Raw genomic sequence first — 18,235 nt, forward strand, 5'->3', positions numbered from 1 at the left:
AATCATTGAGATCGCAAGGGAGGCCCCACGATCACCGCCGAGTCGGGGGCGAGGATGACCCGACCGTCCTGACGTCGTGACAGGGACGTCTGCAGAAGCACGACATCGTCGGGGCGCGCCTCGAAGTCGACATCTGTGCCGGTGAGGTTCACCAGCACGGTCACCGCACCCCGCTCGATCCGGTAGGCGCGTGCCTCAGGAGCCGCGTCTGCGTGCTCGACGGCGGCGACGGTGTGCGTCATATCGGGGTCGGTGAGCTCCGGACGCGTCCGACGCAGCGCGGTCAGCCGGCGATGGAGCGACAGCAGACGGGCGTGCACCGGGTCGTCGATCTCTCCCCACTGCAGGTGCGACCGCTCGAACGTCGCCGGGTCCTGAGGGTCGGGCACCTGCGACGGATCCCACCCCATCTTCGCGAACTCCGCGATGCGCCCCTCGGCGGTCGCTCGGCCGAGCTCGGGCTCCGGATGCGAGGTGAAGAACTGCCATGGCGTCGACGCGCCCCACTCCTCGCCCATGAACAGCATCGGCGTGCCGGGAGCGGTGAGGGTCAGCACGGCGGCCACGGCCAGACGCTCCGGCGAGAGCGTGGCCGACAGGCGATCGCCCGCGGCACGGTTGCCGATCTGGTCGTGGTCTTGCGCGAAAGTCACGAGGCGCCACGCGGGAACCGTCTCCGGAATGCGCGAGCCGTGATTCCGCTCGCGGAACGACGAGTACGTGCCGTCGTGGAAGAAGCCGCTCTGCGACACCTTCACGAGCGCGTCGGAGGCGGCGAAGTCCTCGTAGTACCCGGCGGTCTCGCCGGTCAGCGCGACATGGGCGGCGTGATGCCAGTCGTCAGACCACTGGGCGGTGAGGCCGTAGCCCCCGGCCTCTCGCGGCAGGATCAGCGTCGGATCGTTCAGGTCCGACTCGGCGATCAGCGTCAGCGGGCGGCCGAGGTGCGCGGAGAGCGCGTCGACCCGCTCCGCCAGCTCGCGCAGCAGGTGCGTCGGGCTCGAGTCGTGCAGGGCGTGCACGGCATCCAGACGTAATCCGTCGACGTGGAAGTCGCGCAGCCACATCAGCGCGTTCTCGACGATGTACTCCCGCACCTCGTGCTCGTCGAGGTTCACGGAGGCGCCCCAGGTGTTGCTCTGCCCGTCGCGCAGGTACGGGCCGAACTCGGGCAGGTAGTTGCCGCTCGGGCCGAGGTGGTTGTACACGACGTCCTGAATGACCGCGAGGCCGCGATCGTGGGCCGCCTCGACGAACCGCTGATACGCGGCGGGGCCGCCGTATCCCTCGTGCACGGCATACCAGAGCACCCCGTCGTAGCCCCAGTTCCACCGGCCGTTGAACGCGTTGACCGGCAGAAGCTCGACGTGCGTGACTCCGAGGTCGACCAGGTGGTCGAGCCGACCGATCAGCGCATCGAGTGTCCCGTCGGGTGTGAACGTGCCGACGTGCAGCTCGTAGATCACCCCGCCGGCGAGCTGACGGCCGGTCCAGGACTGGTCGCCCCACTCGAAGAGACTCGTGTCGAACACCGCGGAGGGGCCGTGCACGCCGTGCGGCTGGCGCAGCGAGCGGGGATCCGGACGCAGGTCATCGCTGTCGCCGAGCAGGAATCCGTAGCGCTCGCCCTGCGCCGGATCGAACGCCGACACCCACCAGCCGTCACGACGTTCGTCGCGGGTGAGGTCGTGCTCGCCGATCACGGCGCCGCCCGGCGTCAGACGCCGCAGGCGCACACGCTCCGCCCGGGGAGCCCACACGTCGATCATCGCTCGTCCACCAGGAGCGCGACGGGATAGGTGTCGAGCAGGTGAGCGAGGCGCACGGGCCCTGGCTCGATGCGGCGACCGGTGAGGACGTCGGTCGCGGGCAGATCGCGGCGCAGCAGCACGGTATCGCCCCATCCACCACGCCGGCCGAGTGCGACCGGTAGGCGGGTCGCCACCGCCAGCACGCCGCCGCGGTCCATCGCGACGACATGATCGGATGCCGGCCCGGCGGCCACGCCCGCACGGTAGCGGTCGAACAGCTCGGGGTGGTCGCGGCGCAGCCGCAGTGTGCGCGAGACGACGAGCATCTTCGCGAGCCCTGAGTCATCGATCGGGGGCAGCGCGCCGCGCGCCGCATCGGCGTCGAGCCGGCGCAGCATCCTCTCCCTCTCGGCGAAGTCCACGGGTCTGCGGTTGTCGGGGTCGACGAGCGAGTGGTCCCACAGTTCGGTGCCCTGGTAGACGTCCGGCACACCCGGCGCCGCGAGCTGCAGCAGCTTCGCGGCGAGCGCGTTGCTGCGCCCGACACCGACGATCTCGGCGACGAATCCGTCGAGGATGCCGGCGGCCGAGCCGTTCGCCGCCTCGGCGATCGCGACGACGCCCTTCTCGAACTCCTCGTCGGGATGCTGCCACGTGGTGCCCTCCGCGGCTTCCCGCGCCGCCTTCAGTCCATAGTCGCGCAGCCGCTCGGTCGAGATCGGCCAGGCGCCGACAGCCGCCTGCCACAGCAGGGCGTCGAACGGTCCGTGCCCGGTCGACGCGACCGCACGTAGATCCGACAGCACCTCGGCCCAGCGCTCGGGCATCTCTGCGAGCACCGAGAGGCGCGCCCGCACGTCCTCCGAGCGCTTGGTGTCGTGCGTCGACAGCGTGGTCATGGAGTGCGGCCACGACGCCAGGCGGGCTCGCTGCGCCTCGTGGAAGGCGTCGACCGACAGCGAGGCGATCGACGGGTCGGCGCCGACCTCGGTCAGCGTTCCCAGGCGGGTGCACCGGTAGAACGCGGTGTCCTCCACACCCTTCGCCATGACCGCGCCACTCACCTGCGGGAAGCGCTCCGACACCTCGAGAGTCGTGTCGAACAGCAGCGGCGTCAGCTCGCCGATCGCCTCCGCGAGGTCGGGCCGGCGGGCGATCGCCGCGTCGATAGCGTGCTGCAGATACTCACGTCCGGCGGGCAGGTACGCACGGTACACGGGGAAGCCGGCGATGATCTCGGTGAGCGCATCCTCCGCCCCGACGATGCCGTGCGGCAGCGACCGTACGAGGCGGCGCACCTCCGACTGCAGGATGCTCTCGGCGACCATGCGCTTCGTCGAGACCGTGAGGTCGTGCCATGCCTCCAGTGCCGGCAGTCCCGATTCCTCGCGCAGACGGGCGTCGAGCGCGTCGAGCTGCGCGACACCGTCGCCGTCGATGAGCACACGATCGATCTCGGCGAGTGCGTCGTATCCCGTCGTCCCGTCGGTGCGCCACCACGACGGCAGCTCTTCACCGGGCTCCAGGATCTTCTCGACCAGCGTGTACGCGCCGCCCGTGGCATCCGCGAGATCCTCGAGGTAGCCCGCGGGGTCGACGAGTCCGTCGGGGTGGTCGACCCGCAGACCATCGGCGAGGCCGTCGGTGATCCAGCGCACGATCTCGCGATGCGACTCCTCGAACACATCGGGGACTTCGACGCGGATGCCGGCGAGCTCCGGCACGGCGAAGAACCGGCGGTAGTTCAGCTCGGCGTTCTGGTCCTCCCAGAACCGCAGCTCGTAGTGCTGCGCGTCGAGCAGTGCCGGCAGATCGTCGACGAGATCGCCGGTGCCGGGGGCGAGGGGCAGGACGTGCTCGAAGTAGTGCAGGATGCCGTCGGGCGCGTCGTCGGCCGCGGTCGTGTCGACGACGATGTCGCCCGACTCCAGCACCTCCGCGAGCGCCGAACCGAGGATAGGGAGTCGTACGCGGCCGTCTCCGAGCCGTCGGTCGACGTCGAAGGCGACGGCGTGCCGTGATGTGCGACCGAGGCGCAGCAGATCCCACCACCACGGGTTGTCCCGCGGGCTCCCGACCCCGACGTGGTTGGGGACGATGTCGACGAGGATGCCGAGGCCGGCCCCCCGCGCCGCAGCGGCGAACCGCTCGAGACCCTCCCGGCCGCCCCGCGAGTCATCGACGCGTGAGTGGTCGACGACGTCGTAGCCGTGGTCGGATCCCGGCGTCGACGCCAGCAGGGGAGAGAGGTACGCCCAGGACGCGCCGAGCGTCGAGAGGTACTCCGTCGTCGCGGCGGCATCGTCGAGAGTGAATCCCGGGCGGATCTGCAGGCGGTAGGTCGAGAGCGGTCGACGGGTCACCGGCGCACCTCCGGGGTCGGCGCCGGTGCGGGCTCTGCACGCTCGGTCTGCATCCGCAGCGACGCGTCGACCGACACATCCGTCGGCTCCTCCGCTTCGGCCGCCTCACGCAGCACGAGCAGCGAGGTCGGCTCGAGTGAGATCGCGGATCCGGCGGCGAGGGCGTGCGCTCCCGCCCGCTCGCCGTAGGTGTCGATCACGACATCCCATCCGGCGCCGTGGCGCTCATCCGGCAGCACCGCGTCGACCGCATCCGTCCCGCTGTGGAAGTACACGAGGAAGTTCTGGTCCGTGACCGGCTGACCGCGGCGATCCTTCTCGCGAATGCCCTGGCCGTTGAGGAAGACGCCGACCGCGAGTCCGAAGCCGTTGTCCCAGTCCTCGGGCTCCATACGCCTGCCGTCGGGGCGCAACCAGACCACGTCCGGCACGCGCTCGCCGTCCTCCGAGCGCACGGGCCGACCGTCGAAGAAGCGGCTGCGCCGGAACGTCGGATGGTTGCGGCGCAGCCGCGCGACGGCCGCCGTGAACTCCACGAGGGGCAGGTCCGCCGCCTCCCAGTCCACCCACGTGATCTCGTTGTCCTGCGCATAGCCGTTGTTGTTGCCGTGCTGCGTGCGGCCGAGCTCGTCACCGTGGGAGATCATCGGCACGCCCTGCGACAGCAGCAGCGTCGCGAGGAAGTTGCGCTGCTGTCGAGCACGCAGCCGGTTGATGTCCTCGTCGTCGGTGGGCCCCTCCACGCCGTTGTTGGCCGAGCGGTTGTAGGATTCGCCGTCGTTGTTGTCCTCGCCGTTGGCCTCGTTGTGCTTCTCGTCGTACGAGACGAGGTCGCGCAGCGTGAAGCCGTCGTGCGCGGTGACGAAGTTGATCGACGCGACGGGGCGACGACCCGAGTGCTCGTAGAGGTCGGCCGAGCCGGTGAGCCGGGAGGCGAACTCGCCGAGCGCCTGCGGTTCGCCGCGCCAGAAGTCGCGCACGGTGTCGCGGTACTTGCCGTTCCACTCGGTCCACTGCGGAGGGAAGTTGCCGACCTGGTAGCCGCCGGGGCCGACATCCCACGGCTCCGCGATGAGCTTGACCTGGGAGACCACCGGGTCCTGCTGCACGAGTTCGAAGAAGGCGGCGAGCCGATCGACGTCGTAGAACTCGCGGGCGAGGGTCGAGGCGAGGTCGAAGCGGAATCCGTCGACGTGCATCTCTGTCACCCAGTAGCGCAGCGAGTCCATGATGAGCTGCAGCGAGTGCGGGTTGCCGGCGTTGAGGCTGTTCCCGGTGCCGGTGTAATCGGTGTAGTAGCGGCGATCCTCTTCGAGCCGGTAGTACGCCTGGTTGTCGATGCCGCGCATCGAGAGCGTGGGACCGAGATGGTTGCCCTCGGCCGTGTGGTTGTAGACCACGTCGAGGATCACCTCGATGCCCGCGGCATGGAGCGTGCGCACCATCGCCTTGAACTCCTGCACCTGCTCGCCGTGCTGCCCGTTCGACGAGTACTCGTTGTGCGGGGCGAGGAAGGCGAGGGTGTTGTAGCCCCAGTAGTTGGTGAGCCCCTTCTCCTCGAGAGTCGAGTCGTGCACGAACTGGTGCACGGGCATGAGCTCGATCGCCGTGACGCCGAGATGCACGAGATGATCGACGATCGCGGGGTGTGCGATGCCCGCGTACGTGCCGCGCAGCTCCTCGGGGATGTCGGGGTGCGTCTCGGTGAGACCCTTGATGTGCGCCTCGTAGATGACGGTCTGCGCATAGGGAGTCTTGGGGAGCCGGTCGCCCGCCCACTCGAAGAACGGGTTGATGACGACGGCCTTCACCATGGCCGCGCCGGAGTCCTCGTCGTTGCGCGAATCGGGTTCGCCGAAGTCGTACCCGAACAGCGGCTGACCCCAGTCGAGTCGACCGGCGACGGCTTTCGCGTACGGGTCGAGCACGAGCTTGTTCGGGTTGAAGCGCAGCCCCTCGCTGGGATCGTGGGGACCATGCACGCGGTAGCCGTACAGCTGCCCGGGCTGCACGGTGGGAAGGTAGCCGTGCCAGACGAACGCGTCGACCTCGTCGAGCGTGATCCGCTCCTCGTGGCCGTCCTCGTCGAAGAGGCAGAGCTCGACGCTGTCGGCGCCTTCGCTGAAGAGGGCGAAGTTCGTCCCCTGGCCATCGAAGGTCGCCCCGAGGGGATAGGGCGACCCCGGCCAGATCTCGCGGCTCACAGAGCGCGCCGGATCGACGCGGCCCGGTGCAGGACGACCCTCAGGGCGTCATGGAAGTCGTGCGCCTGCGCCACCTCCTCCGCCTGCGCGTAGGGGGCGCCGACGTAGCAGACGAACACGGGCGCCACGTGCTCGATGTACCCGACGGGGCCGTCGTGCAGGACGACGTAGCGGTCGATGTCGACGCGCTCGAAGAGGGGCTCGGGAGCCGGTGCCGGCGCAGCGGCAGCCCGAGTGGATTCCTCGTGAGCTCCGGTGCTCTGTCCGTCATGTGCGGTGGGGATCTTCGCGACCATGATGTCTCCCGATTCTTCTGTTGTGCGCCCCACGATAGAGGGGGAACGCGACCGGCGGAATCCCCATTGCCTCAGACGGCTCCACACGCTAGAGGATGCGGTCGTGAGCGGTCGGACGATAGGCTGGACGGATGATAGTCAGCGCGCCCGTCGTGATGGGGCGCACCCTCGTGTTCCGCGACCGCCGCGCCTGACGGCGCGCTCGCTCTTCGCACGCCTCCGCGCGCCGTCCACCGAGATGTCATCGCACCTCGGGACGGACTCATCATCGACGCGTACTCGCGTCTGCTCCGTCGAGGTGCTCCGATCCACTCATCCGGAGCGCATCCATGCCTCGCTCGCATCATGGCGGCCGCCACGAACTCGGCCAGAACTTCCTCACCCATCGTCCGACCATCGACCGCATCGTCTCGCTCGTCGAGCGCACCTCGGGGTCGATCCTCGAACTCGGCGCCGGCGACGGCGCCCTCACCCGCGCCCTCGCACGCCTCGGCCGTCCGCTGACCGCGCTCGAGATCGATGAGCACCGCGCACGTCGCCTCGACGCGGCGCTGCCTGCGGTGCGCGTGCGCGCGGCCGACGCGCTCCGGCATCCGCTCGACGCCGATGTGATCGTCGGCAACATCCCCTTTCACGTGACCACGCCGATCCTCCGCCGACTGCTGGCGGCCCGGGGATGGCGTCGGGCGGTGCTGCTGACCCAATGGGAGGTCGCCCGCAAGCGCGCAGGAGTCGGCGGCGGCACGATGATGACCGCGCAGATGGCGCCGTGGTTCACGGTCGAGCTGTCCGGCCGCGTCCCCGCCTGGGCGTTCGCACCCCGACCCGGCGTCGACGGCGGGCTGTTGTCGATCGAGCGCAGGACCGACCCGCTCGTTCCGCAGGCCGAGAGAGCGGAGTACGACGCCTTCGTGCGGGCGGTCTTCGGCGCGCGCGGGTCGAGCCTTCCGGCGATGCTGGCGGCGGCGGCGGGCACGACGTCATCCCGCGCGCGAGCGTCGCTCGGCGCGGCCGGAGCGTCGGGACGGCGGCTGCCTCGTGATCTGCGTCCGGCCGAGTGGGTCGAGCTGTGGCGGCGCCTCGGGCGGGGACGGCGGTCGTGAAACCAGGTCGCCGGCACCTGCGAGAATGGAGATCCCGCCGATTCCGATCCGAGGAGCTCCCGTGCAGTACATCTCCACCCGAGGCGGCATGCAGCCGCTGCCGTACTGCGAGACGCTGCTCGAAGGACTCGCCCCCGACGGCGGCCTCGCGGTGCCCGAGGTCATGCCGACGGTCGACGGCGAGACGCTCGAGCGCTGGCGCGCGCTCACCTACCCGCAGCTCGCGACCGAGGTGCTCGGGCTGTTCGCGACGGACATCCCCCGGGAGGATCTCGCGCGCATGACCGCAGCCGCGTATGAGCCGTTCCCCGGCGCGGTCGTGCCGCTGCGCGACATCGACGGCGTCACGCTCGTCGGGCTCTCCGAGGGTCCCACTCTCGCGTTCAAGGACATGGCGATGCAGTTCCTCGGTCAGGTGGTCGAGTACGCCCTGGAGCGCAAGGGATCGGTGCTGAACATCCTCGGCGCGACCTCGGGCGACACGGGGTCCGCCGCCGAGCATGCGCTGCGGGGCAAGGAGCGCATCTCCGTGTTCATGCTGTCGCCGCAGGGTCGCATGAGCGCATTCCAGCGCGCACAGATGTTCTCGCTCGACGACGAGAACATCCACAACATCGCGGTCGAGGGCGTCTTCGACGACTGCCAGAACCTCGTGAAGGCGCTCGCCGGGGATCTCGACTTCAAGCGCACGCAGCATCTCGGCGCGGTGAACTCCATCAACCTCGCGCGCATCACCGCGCAGGTCGTCTACTACTTCTGGGCCTGGCTCCGGGCGACGGATGCCGGGGGCTGGACCGAGGTGTCGTTCACCGTCCCCTCGGGCAACTTCGGCAACATCCTGTCGGGGTTCTTCGCGAAGGAGATGGGTCTGCCGATCCGGCGACTGGTGCTCGCCGCGAACGAGAACAACGTGCTCGACGAGTTCTTCCGCACGGGCGTGTACCGTCCGCGCAGCGCCGCCCAGACCCTCGCGACGTCGAGCCCGTCGATGGACATCTCGAAGGCGTCGAACCTCGAGCGCTTCATCTTCGAACTCGTGGGCCGCGACGCGGCGCGCGTGGTGCAGGCCTGGAGCGATCTCGACACCCAGGGCTACTTCGACTTCACGGCCGATCTCGCCCGCTTCGTCGACGAGTTCGGCATCGTCAGCGGCACCTCGACCCATGCCGACCGTCTCGCGACGATCCGCTCGGTGTACGAGACCACGGGTGACGTGATCGACCCGCACACCGCCGACGGGGTCAAGGTCGCGCGCGAGAACCTCGAGTCCGGCGTGCCGATGCTCGTGCTCGAGACCGCCAAGCCCGAGAAGTTCGCCGAGACGATCCACGAGGCGATCGGCGTCGAGCTCGACTACGACACGGACCTGCGCGCGATGCTCGACGCTCCGCAGCATGTGACCGAGATGGCCGACGACGAGCAGGCGCTGCGCGCCTTCATCCAGGAGCACGCCCTGCGCTGAGCCGAGTGCCCCGCAGCAGGCCCCCGGATCACTCGGGGTCGCCGTGCAGCATCCACGCGATGCCGAAGCGGTCGACGAGCATGCCGAAGGTGCCGCCCCACGGCGGTGTGTCCAGCGGCATCGTGATCGTCGCGCCGTCGGAGAGCTGATCCCAGACCTCCTGCGTGCGCGCCTGCGTGTTGCCGCTCAGCGACACCGAGATGCCGGCCGGCTGCTCGTAGGTCATGCCGTCGGGGGTGTCGGAGGCCATCAGTACCAGCCCGTCGGGCGTCGTCAGCTGCGCGTGCATGACGAGGTCCTTCTGGTCCGGGCTCTGCACCATGTCGGGGAACTCTCCGAACACGTTGATCTCGAGATCACCGCCGAGGATGCCCTGATAGAACTCCATCGCCTGCCGTGCGTCAGTGCGGAAGGAGAGGTACGGATTGAGAGTCGCCATGTCGTGCCTCCGTGTGTGCTGCGGAGCGCCGTCGGCTCCGTCGCGATCATTGTGCGCCGGGGGGCCGACATCCCACAAGAGGATGCGCAGGGCGCTCAGGCGGGCAGTGCCCTGACGGCGGCGGCGAGCACCTGCGGCACGGTCGGGACGCCCTCCGCGCGGAACACCTCGGCACCGGCCGCGTCGCGCACGATCACGGTGGGCGTGGAGCGGATGTCGAGGGCCTCGGCCGCATCGGGATCGGCCGCGATGTCGATCTCGGCGATGGCCGCGTCGGGGAGGTAGCGCACCGCGTCGCGGAGCACCGATCGCGTCCGCGCGCACGCGCCGCAGAACGACGACGAGACCAGCGTCAACTCCATCCGTGCTCCTTCCTCCATCACCACAACCGTGCGCACCTCGAGGGTGTTCCCGCCGGGCCGTTCAGTCGGTGCGAGACGTGCGCGGATGCAGGAGGCCGGATGCCGCGCCGAGCGCCGCGCCGATGACGGTGTCGACGATCCGCTCGACCGCGACCTGCATCGAGCCGATGTCGCCCGTCGCCGCGCCCGTCAGCAGCAGCACGAGCGGTGTGATGAACACGAGGGCGAGCGCATAGTGCCGCACGACCACGAGTTCGACGGCGAACTGGAGCGCGCCGAGCATGAGGGCGAGCCACAGCCCCGAGGGGTGCAGGAGCGCGAGCAGCGCGTACGCACCTGCGCCGACGACGGTGCCGAGCATGCGGTGGAGCCCCCGCTGCAGGGCGGCGCGGCGTGCGGCGGCGACGCCGATCACCGCGATCGCCGATCCCACGATCCAGTACGTGCGCGTCGGATCGATCACGAGTCCGAGCAGCACGCCGACGACGGCGACGATCGCGACGCGGAGGAGTAGCAGTCGCGCGTCGCGGCTAAGGGACGGGCAGGGGAGCAGCTCGTGGAACGGCCGGGCCACGCGTCGACGCACGCGCGGGATCGCGAGCGGAGCGGCGGCCACGGCGAGCGAGAAGAGACAGCCGCCTGCGAGAGCCGCCAGGTACAGGAGGGGAGGGGTGGGGGAGCTCGCGACCACATGTGCGGAGAGCCCGAACACGAGGACGAAGAAGAGCGGGCCGGGCGGTCCGAGCCGGAACCCGAAGCAGAGCGCGGCGCTGATGACCGAGACGGCCACGACGCCGATGCCCACGAGCCACGGGCTGCCCGATGCGGTCACGCCGAGGGCGGCGCTGACGATCAGACCGCCCGCGATGAAGGGCAGGATGCGCACGCGGTCGACCGCGGAGGCCCCGCCCGCGAACAGCACTGTGAACGCACCTGACGCCGCGATGTATCCGAGAGGCGCCTGTCCGAGCAGGGTCATCACCGCGATCGGCACGGAGATGCCCAGTGCCGCCTGTGTCGCCACGGGCCACCGAGGGCCACGGGAGGGGGACAGGGCGAACAGACTCACACCTCGATTCTCTCGCGTCGTCGTGCCCGTGCCCGACGATACGATGGCCGCGTGACCGTCCCCCGCCCCGGAATCGCCGACCGGCTCTCCCGCATGATCCAGCTGCCCACCGTGTCGGCGGAGCTCGCGGAACGGGGTCCCGAGCCGTTCGAGGATTTCGTCGCGCTGATCGCCGAGCTCTACCCCCGCGTGCACGCGGACCTCTCCCTCGAGCGGCACACCGACTTCGGACTGCTGTTCCGCTGGCGGGGGCGAGCGGATGCCGACGCGCCACTCGTGCTCATGGCGCACTACGACGTGGTGCCGGTCGACGAGAGCGACGACTGGACGCATCCGCCGTTCGCCGGGGTCATCGCCGACGGGATCGTCTACGGACGCGGGGCGCTCGACGACAAGGGGCCGCTCATCGCCGTCCTGGAGGCGGTCGAGAACCTGCTCGCGGAGGGCTTCACGCCTGCGCGCGACGTGTATCTGTCGTTCGGCGGCAACGAGGAGACTTACGGTCGGGCGGCGCAGGAGATCGCGCGCGTGCTGCGTGACCGCGGCATCGTGCCGTGGCTGGTCGTCGACGAGGGCGGGGCCGTCGTCGATGCTCCGCTCCCGTTCGTTCCCGGCCGTGCCGCCATGATCGGCGTGGGGGAGAAGGGGGTGATGACGCTCACGCTGACCGCGCGTGGCGAGGGCGGGCACGCCTCGGCGCCGCCGGCGCTGACCGCGGTGCGTCGAGTCGCGCGCGCGATCGACAGGCTCGGCCCGACGACGTTCCGTCCGAGGCCCTCGATCGCGATCGCACGGATGCTGACCCGACTCGCTGACCACACGCCGGGGCCCGCGCGTCATCTGCTGCGCGTGCTCGGCGCTGCGCCCTGGCTCACCGCCCGGGTGTTCGCCCTCCTCGGGGGAGAGCCGGCCGCTCTCGTGCGCACGACCGTCGCGCCGACCATGCAGTCCGGTGGCACCGCGGCCAATGTCCTGCCGTCGCAGGCGTCCGCCACCGTCAACCTCCGCATCGCGCTGGGGGAGACCACGCAGCAGACCGTGCTGCGCGTGCGTCGTCGCATCCGAGATCCGTTCGTGACGGTCGCGGTGGTCGAGGCGAGCGCTCCGTCCCCCGAGTCCGCGGTCGACAACGAGCAGTTCACCCTCCTCGAGGCCGCCCTCGCCGACTCGCACCCCGGCGTGCCCGCCGTACCGTACGTGATGATGGCCGCGACCGATTCCCGGCACTTCCACCGGTTCTCGCCCGCCGTCTACCGCTTCGCGCCGCTCGACATGTCGAACGCGCAGCGGGCGTCGATCCACGGCGTCGACGAGCACGTGGAGGTCTCCGCACTCGAGCGCGGAGAGCGGTTCCATCGGTCTCTCCTCGAGCGACTAGGGTGATCTCACCCCCATCCGGGCGCGCCTGCGCACGGACCAGCCTTGTCACCGAGGAGCCGCGATGACGCGCACCCGAACTCTGGGAACCCTGGCCGCGGTCGTCGGCTTCCTCGCCTTCGTCGAGTTCACGAGCGGCGTGCTCCAGGGCTACTACACGCCCATGCTCAGCGACATCGCCCGGCATCTCGGCGTCCACGACGCCGACGTCAACTGGCTCGAGGGCACGCAGCTGATGCTCTCGGCCCTCGTGGTCCCGGCGTTCGCGAAGCTGGGTGACATGGTCGGGCACAAGCGGATGCTGCTGATCTCGACCGCGCTCACGGCCGCGGCCGCTCTGGTGCTGCCGTTCACGGACTCGTTCGCCGTGTTCCTCGCGGCGTGGACGCTCATGGGCTTCTACGTCGTCTGGCTGCCCCTCGAGATCGCCCTGATCTGGTCGCGGTCACGGCGGATGGAGGGTCGCGCCTCGATCACCGCGAAGGCGGCCGGCCTCCTCGTCGCGGCGCTCGAGGCCGGTGCGATCATCGGCGCCCTCGCGGGCGGCGCGCTCATCGACGTGCTTCCGCTCACCGTCGTCCTCCTCGTGCCGGCGGTGCTGATCGTGGTCTGCTTCTTCGTGATCCTGTTCGGGGTGACGGAGTCGCCCGATCCGACCGGTGGCGTCTTCGACACGGTCGGCGTCGTGCTGATCTCGCTCGCGCTCATCTGCTTCACGGGCGGTCTCAGCCTGCTGCGTCTCGAGGGCGGACTCGTGAACCCGTGGTCGTGGGCGGTCGTGCTTCTCGGCATCCTGCTCGTGATCCCGTTCGTGCTGTGGGAGCTGCGCTGCGACGACCCGGTGATCGACGTGCGCATGTTCCGATCGCCCGCACTCGGCCCCGTGTTCCTCACGGCGGGACTCTTCGGCGTGAGCGTGCTGGGCGCGCAGGCGCCGCTGTCGACGTTCGCGCGCACGGATCCCGGCGTATACGGCTACGGGCTCGGCACGACCGGGTTCGCGACGTCGCTCATCATCGGCATCTACCTCATCGCGATGATCGCGGGAGCGCTGCTGTTCCCGGTCGTCGCCCGCGCGCTGACCCCGCGACTGACCCTCATGGGGGCATCACTGCTCGTGGGCGTCGGGTTCCTGATGTTCCTGCCGTTCCACGCGACGTACGGGCAGGTCATCACGAACATGGTCGTGGTGGGGCTCGGATCCGGTGCCCTCGTGGCCGCGCTACCGGCCGCTGCGGCGTCTGCAGCGCCGGCGACGCAGACCGGAGTCGCCACCGGACTCACCAACTCGGTCAAGACGGTCGGCGGCGCGATCGCCTCGTGCGTGTTCGGCATCGCGCTGTTGAACGGAGCGGCCGGCGCCGTCGAGGGCACCGCCGGATCCTTCGCCGGCTACGTCACGGTGTGGGTGGTCTGCGGAGTCACGGCGCTGGTGGCCGCGGGTCTGTTGGTCTTCGTGCCGAAGACGGCGTTCACCGACCGCACGGATGCCGGAGCCGCGGCGACTCCCGTCGGCTGACGGCCCTCCGGCGGAGAAAGGGGTGGACGACGTCGGACGTCGCCCACCCCCACTCAGTCTCCCTTCACATTGACGAGCTGTCGCAGCGTGTGCCGGATCGCGACCAGGCTCCCGGCATCCGCCATCACCCGGTCGATCGGCTTGTAGGCCTGCGGGATCTCGTCGATGAACGCGTCGGTGTCACGGAACTCGATGCCCTCCATCGCGGCGCGCAGCTGCTCGTGCGAGAAGGTGCGCCGCGCCGCGGAACGGGAGTACTCCCGTCCTGCACCGTGCGGCGAGGAGTTCAACGACTGCGGGTCGCCGAGGCCCTCGACCACGTAGGAGGCCGTGCCCATCGAACCGGGGATGAGCCCGGGCCGACCGGCATCCGCCTGAATGGCTCCCTTGCGCGACACCCACACCTGCTTCCCGTAGTGCTTCTCCGACTCGGTGAAGTTGTGGTGGCAGTTGATCCGCTCCTGCTCCTCGACCGGTGCACCGAGGAACTCCGAGACCTGCCGGATGACGCGGTCCATCATCTCCTCGCGGTTCAGCAGCGCGAATCGCTGAGCCCACCGCAGCTCCCGGATGTACCGGGTGAACTCCGACGTGCCCTCGACGAGGTAGGCCAGGTCGGGGTCGGGCAGGTCGATCCACCACTGCTTCGCGAGCCGCTGGGCGACACCGATGTGGTGACCGGCGATCCTGTTGCCGACGCCGCGCGATCCCGAGTGCAGGAACAGCCACACCCGGTCGAGTTCGTCGACAGACACCTCGATGAAGTGGTTGCCCGAGCCGAGCGTGCCCAACTGCAGCCGCCAGTTGCCGGCGTACGCTGCGGGGTCGAAGCCGTTCTTCTCGGCGAGCTGCTCGAGCTCGGCGATCCTCGGCTCCGCGGTCGCGACGATCTTCCGGTTGTACCGGCCGGCCGACAGCGGAATGGCGCGCTCGATCTGCTCGCGCAGTTCGGCGAGGTCGCGACCGTCGAGGTCGGCCTTCGTGAACGCGGTGCGGACGGCGATCATGCCGCAGCCGATGTCGACACCAACGGCGGCGGGGATGATCGCGCCGAGCGTCGGGATGACCGAGCCGACCGTCGCCCCCTTGCCGAGGTGCGCATCCGGCATCAGCGCCAGGTGCGGGTGGATGAACGGCATGCGGGCCGTGGTGTGCGCCTGATCGAGCGTCTTCTCGTCGATCAGCGACGCCCACGACAGCAGCCGTGCGGAGAGCCTCTCCATGATTCCTTTCCTTGTGATGTGTCCAGTCACAGGTCAGGGGTCTCCCACACGGAAAACGCCCCGGACCTGACGGTGCGGGGCGTTGCGAGAGCGGATGCTGTCACACGGCGCGCGCCGGAGGGTACGACTCGTAGCGGTCATCGTGCTTCTGCTGAAACATCGACACCGCTGCGATGGGAAGATTCCGCAGGGCGGTCATCCGTCGTCTCCTCGGCTGGCGTGCTGCGCCGATCGGCACAGCTTTGCCACAGTAGGGGACGACACGCCCGGGCGTCAAGCGAGCGGAGGGGTCACTCGCGGTCGAGTCCGAAGGTGCGCTTCACCAACGCCTGCACATCGCGGTCGAGTCCGTCGATGCGCACCCCGACCGCGTCGATGCGGCTGTGCACGGCGTCGAACTTGCTGTCGACGGCGTCGAACCGACTGTTCACGGCGTCGAAACGGGCGGTGGTCTCGGCGCGCAGGCCGGAGATCTCGGCGACCATCTCGCCTCGGAGCCCGCCGATCTCGGCGCGGAGGATCCTCACGAACAGGGTCGACACGATGCCGATCATGCTGAACAGGAGTGTGCTGAAGACGCCGATCACCGTCCAGATCTGTGCGTCGTTCATGAACCCCATCCTCCGATCGTCGCATCGATGTGGAGAGTCTGCCAGGGTGGGCGCCCACAGGATTCCGGGATTCCACGATCCGGGGAGAACGCGGTCGGAGACGAACCTGTGCAGGGGCAGTGGCGCTCAGCTCTCGCGTGGAGGATTGAACATGAACTCGATGCGGATGCCGTCGGCGTCCTCCACGAACGAGGCGTAGTACCTCTCCGAGTAACGGGGGTACTCCTTCGGCTCGCGCACGATGGTCCAGCCCGCGTCCGTCGCGACGGTGTGCAGGCGTTCGACCTCCTCGCGAGAGGGGAGTGCGAACGCGATGTGCTGCCAGCCCACGCGTCCGTGCCGGTGCGGCGTGGGGTCGTCGTCCCAGGTGTACAGGATGATCTCGGTCTCGTCGCCGTGGTTCCACGAGATCGCGTGATCGTCTTCGCCACCGCTCACGTAGCCGAGGGCGGAGAGGACGGGGTCGAACTGACGCCTCCCGCGCTCGAGATCGTCGACGGTGATGCCCAGGTGATCGAGGAGTGCCATGACCGAAGTCTTCCAGGCGACCCCGACATCGGGCCAGCATCCCTTCCTAGTGCGGCGCGTGATACTCGGCTGCGCCCCGCTTCCAGTAGCCCTTGACGACCGCGTTCGCGGGGTCGACGCCCCATCGATCGAGCAGAGCGCGGCCGGGCCTGACGACCGTCTGCTCGGCGGCGATGAAGACGAACGGATCGCTTCCGACGGCATCCTCGGCCGTCAGACGCTCGAGGAACGCGACGAGTGATGACCCGGATGCGGCGTCGCCGCGATGCAGCCATTCGACCTCGACCGGGGCGTCGATCTCGACCTCGCGTCCGGCCGACACCGTCTCGACCACGATGCGTGCCGGAGTCTCGAGCGGAATCGCTGCCGCGAACCGTCGGATCGCGGGGATCGCCGTCTCGTCGCCGACGAGGAACCACGCCCCGGGCGTCCCGCTGATCACGGCCGACCCGCGGGGGCCGCCGACGCCGATGGACGAACCGAACGGTGCTGTCGCAGCCCAAGGAGCCGCGACCCCGGCGTCGCCGTGCACCGCGAACTCGACGTCGAGCCAGTCGTCGCCCCAGGCGAGCGGCGTGTACTCGCGGCTCGGCGCCGCGCGCAGCTCGTCGATCGACGAGACGGGGCCGGTCGGGAAGAACAGTCGCATGTGGTCGTCGGCCCCGGGGGAGTCGAAGCCGCGGAGGTCGTCGCCGGTCAGGCGCACGCGCACGTAGTCCGGAGCGAGCCATTCCCGGGCCGTCAGCGACACGGTGCGGAAGCGCAGGTCATGCCCTCGCCGCTCGATCGAGAAGCCGGATTTCACATCGGTCATAAGGTAAGGCTAACCTACTGAGCAACGGATTAGGTGAGCCTAAGTCCGACCTCCCGCGCCGATCGTGCGCGACCCATACCGCAGAACAGGAGCTTCTCCATGTCCGTGCCCAGACTCATCACCGCCACCGGCATCGGCCTCGTCGGCATCCTCGCCCTCGGAGGCTGCGCGGCATCCTCCGACACCGCCGACGCCGACACGTCGACGGCATCCGGCGACTACTACCCCGTCACGGTGACCGATCTGGCCGGCAACGAGGTCACGATCGAGAGCGCCGACAGCGTCGCCATCACCGACAACCGCTTCTTCCAGATCGCGGCCGACTGGGGCCTCCCCGTCTCCGTCGCACCGCTCGACCTCTTCAGCCCCGAGAACCCGCTGAAGGACTCCGACGAGATCCTGAACATCGGCCTGCACACCGAGCCCGATTTCGAGCAGATCGTGGCCGCCGATCCCGACCTCGTCATCAACGGCTATCGCTTCAGCAGCGAGGAGAACGCGCAGGGCGTGCAGGAGGCCGCGCCGGACGCCGCCTTCATCGACATGACCGGACCGGAGGATCAGTCGGCCGACGAGTTCATCGTCGAAAGCCTCACGCTGATGGGCGAGGTCTTCGACAAGAAGGACGAAGCCGAGGCGCTGATCGACGACTTCCACGCCGCGCTCGACGAGGCGAAGAGCGCCTACGACGCCGAGAAGACCGTCATGGGTCTGGTCACCTCAGGCGGCGAGATCAACTACTCCAACCCGACCGACGGACGCGGTTCCAGCATCTTCTTCGACCTGGTCGGCATGACGCCGGCGCTCGACGCCGAGGGCACGGCGGATCACACGGGTGACAACGTATCGCTCGAGGCGCTCGCCCAGGCGAACGCCGACTACCTGCTCGTGCTCGATCGCGACGCCGCGGTGTCGGAGGAGGGGCAGACGGTCGTGCCCGCACTCGACCTCATCACCGGTTCGGCCGCGCTCGCCGCCGTCCCCGCCGTGCAGAACGAGGCCATCTCCGTGATGCCCGCCGACTACTACCTCACCGAGGACGTGTTCGCGTACATCGCGGTCCTGAACGGACTCACCGAGCTGTTCGAGTCGGCCTGACGCGCTGACCCCACCG

Annotated in this window: 16 protein-coding genes; 5 read left to right on the forward strand and 11 right to left on the reverse strand. The window is 69.5% G+C overall.

Translation table 11 applies throughout. The features are described from left to right. Positions 1 to 2 precede the first annotated feature (2 nt). The 4 genes from treZ to ACIPYT_RS07890 are packed head-to-tail and all read right to left on the reverse strand — an operon-like array spanning position 3 to position 6,614. A complete protein-coding gene (gene treZ, locus ACIPYT_RS07875; RefSeq protein WP_401072311.1) occupies positions 3 to 1,769 on the reverse strand; it encodes a malto-oligosyltrehalose trehalohydrolase in 1,767 nt (588 codons plus the stop codon). After that, positions 1,766 to 4,114: a malto-oligosyltrehalose synthase gene (gene treY / locus ACIPYT_RS07880; protein WP_401072313.1), complete on the reverse strand. Its 2,349-nt coding sequence runs from the start codon at positions 4,112 to 4,114 to the stop codon at positions 1,766 to 1,768. Before treY ends, treZ begins: the two co-directional genes overlap by 4 nt. Beyond that, a complete protein-coding gene (glgX, locus tag ACIPYT_RS07885) occupies positions 4,111 to 6,318 on the reverse strand; it encodes a glycogen debranching protein GlgX (RefSeq protein ID WP_401072315.1) in 2,208 nt (735 codons plus the stop codon). Before glgX ends, treY begins: the two co-directional genes overlap by 4 nt. Further along, positions 6,315 to 6,614 (reverse strand): hypothetical protein, encoded by a 300-nt coding sequence (locus tag ACIPYT_RS07890; RefSeq protein ID WP_401072317.1) that lies wholly within the window; start codon positions 6,612 to 6,614, stop codon positions 6,315 to 6,317. The genes glgX and ACIPYT_RS07890 overlap by 4 nt, the downstream gene beginning before the upstream one ends. A 329-nt stretch (positions 6,615 to 6,943) precedes the next feature. Here ACIPYT_RS07890 and erm point away from each other — a divergent pair, with 329 nt between their 5' ends. Then, complete coding sequence (erm, locus tag ACIPYT_RS07895) at positions 6,944 to 7,717, forward strand: 23S ribosomal RNA methyltransferase Erm (RefSeq protein WP_401072319.1); 774 nt, start codon at positions 6,944 to 6,946, stop codon at positions 7,715 to 7,717. A gap of 61 nt (positions 7,718 to 7,778) precedes the next feature. Then, on the forward strand, positions 7,779 to 9,179 hold the full coding sequence (gene thrC / locus ACIPYT_RS07900) for a threonine synthase (RefSeq protein ID WP_401072321.1): 1,401 nt from the start codon (positions 7,779 to 7,781) through the stop codon (positions 9,177 to 9,179). A 28-nt stretch (positions 9,180 to 9,207) separates the two neighbouring features. On the opposite strand, the gene ACIPYT_RS07905 is transcribed toward thrC, so the two are convergent. From ACIPYT_RS07905 to ACIPYT_RS07915, 3 genes are all read right to left on the reverse strand, one after another. Then, positions 9,208 to 9,618 carry a VOC family protein gene (locus ACIPYT_RS07905; RefSeq protein WP_401072323.1) on the reverse strand — a complete coding sequence of 137 codons (411 nt, stop codon included), beginning with the start codon at positions 9,616 to 9,618 and terminating at the stop codon, positions 9,208 to 9,210. Between the two features lie 95 nt (positions 9,619 to 9,713). Continuing rightward, entirely contained in the window at positions 9,714 to 9,980 is a 267-nt protein-coding gene (locus ACIPYT_RS07910) for a glutaredoxin domain-containing protein (protein WP_401072325.1), read from the reverse strand. Between the two features lie 61 nt (positions 9,981 to 10,041). Continuing rightward, the gene (locus ACIPYT_RS07915) at positions 10,042 to 11,049 is read right to left on the reverse strand and encodes an FUSC family protein (protein ID WP_401072327.1); all 1,008 of its coding nucleotides are present in this window, start codon (positions 11,047 to 11,049) and stop codon (positions 10,042 to 10,044) included. A gap of 51 nt (positions 11,050 to 11,100) precedes the next feature. Between ACIPYT_RS07915 and ACIPYT_RS07920 the strand changes: the two genes are divergently transcribed. Next, positions 11,101 to 12,432 (forward strand): M20/M25/M40 family metallo-hydrolase, encoded by a 1,332-nt coding sequence (locus ACIPYT_RS07920; protein WP_401072329.1) that lies wholly within the window; start codon positions 11,101 to 11,103, stop codon positions 12,430 to 12,432. Between the two features lie 58 nt (positions 12,433 to 12,490). Then, entirely contained in the window at positions 12,491 to 13,945 is a 1,455-nt protein-coding gene (locus ACIPYT_RS07925; RefSeq protein ID WP_401072331.1) for an MFS transporter, read from the forward strand. A gap of 53 nt (positions 13,946 to 13,998) precedes the next feature. Here the strand turns inward: ACIPYT_RS07925 and ACIPYT_RS07930 are convergent, their stop codons facing one another. From ACIPYT_RS07930 to ACIPYT_RS07945, 4 genes are all read right to left on the reverse strand, one after another. After that, complete coding sequence (locus ACIPYT_RS07930; RefSeq protein WP_401072333.1) at positions 13,999 to 15,168, reverse strand: RtcB family protein; 1,170 nt, start codon at positions 15,166 to 15,168, stop codon at positions 13,999 to 14,001. Between the two features lie 290 nt (positions 15,169 to 15,458). Then, positions 15,459 to 15,779: a hypothetical protein gene (locus ACIPYT_RS07935; RefSeq protein WP_401072335.1), complete on the reverse strand. Its 321-nt coding sequence runs from the start codon at positions 15,777 to 15,779 to the stop codon at positions 15,459 to 15,461. A 126-nt stretch (positions 15,780 to 15,905) separates the two neighbouring features. Continuing rightward, a complete protein-coding gene (locus tag ACIPYT_RS07940; RefSeq protein ID WP_401072337.1) occupies positions 15,906 to 16,307 on the reverse strand; it encodes a VOC family protein in 402 nt (133 codons plus the stop codon). Positions 16,308 to 16,353: 46 nt separating this feature from the next. Further along, on the reverse strand, positions 16,354 to 17,121 hold the full coding sequence (locus ACIPYT_RS07945; protein WP_401072339.1) for a siderophore-interacting protein: 768 nt from the start codon (positions 17,119 to 17,121) through the stop codon (positions 16,354 to 16,356). Positions 17,122 to 17,220: 99 nt separating this feature from the next. On the opposite strand from ACIPYT_RS07945, the gene ACIPYT_RS07950 reads away from it, so the two are divergent. Further along, complete coding sequence (locus tag ACIPYT_RS07950) at positions 17,221 to 18,219, forward strand: ABC transporter substrate-binding protein (RefSeq protein ID WP_401072341.1); 999 nt, start codon at positions 17,221 to 17,223, stop codon at positions 18,217 to 18,219. The last annotated feature ends 16 nt before the right edge of the window (positions 18,220 to 18,235 follow it).

Source organism: Microbacterium sp. NPDC089695, from assembly GCF_044749085.1.
Taxonomy (GTDB): Bacteria; Actinomycetota; Actinomycetes; order Actinomycetales; family Microbacteriaceae; genus Microbacterium.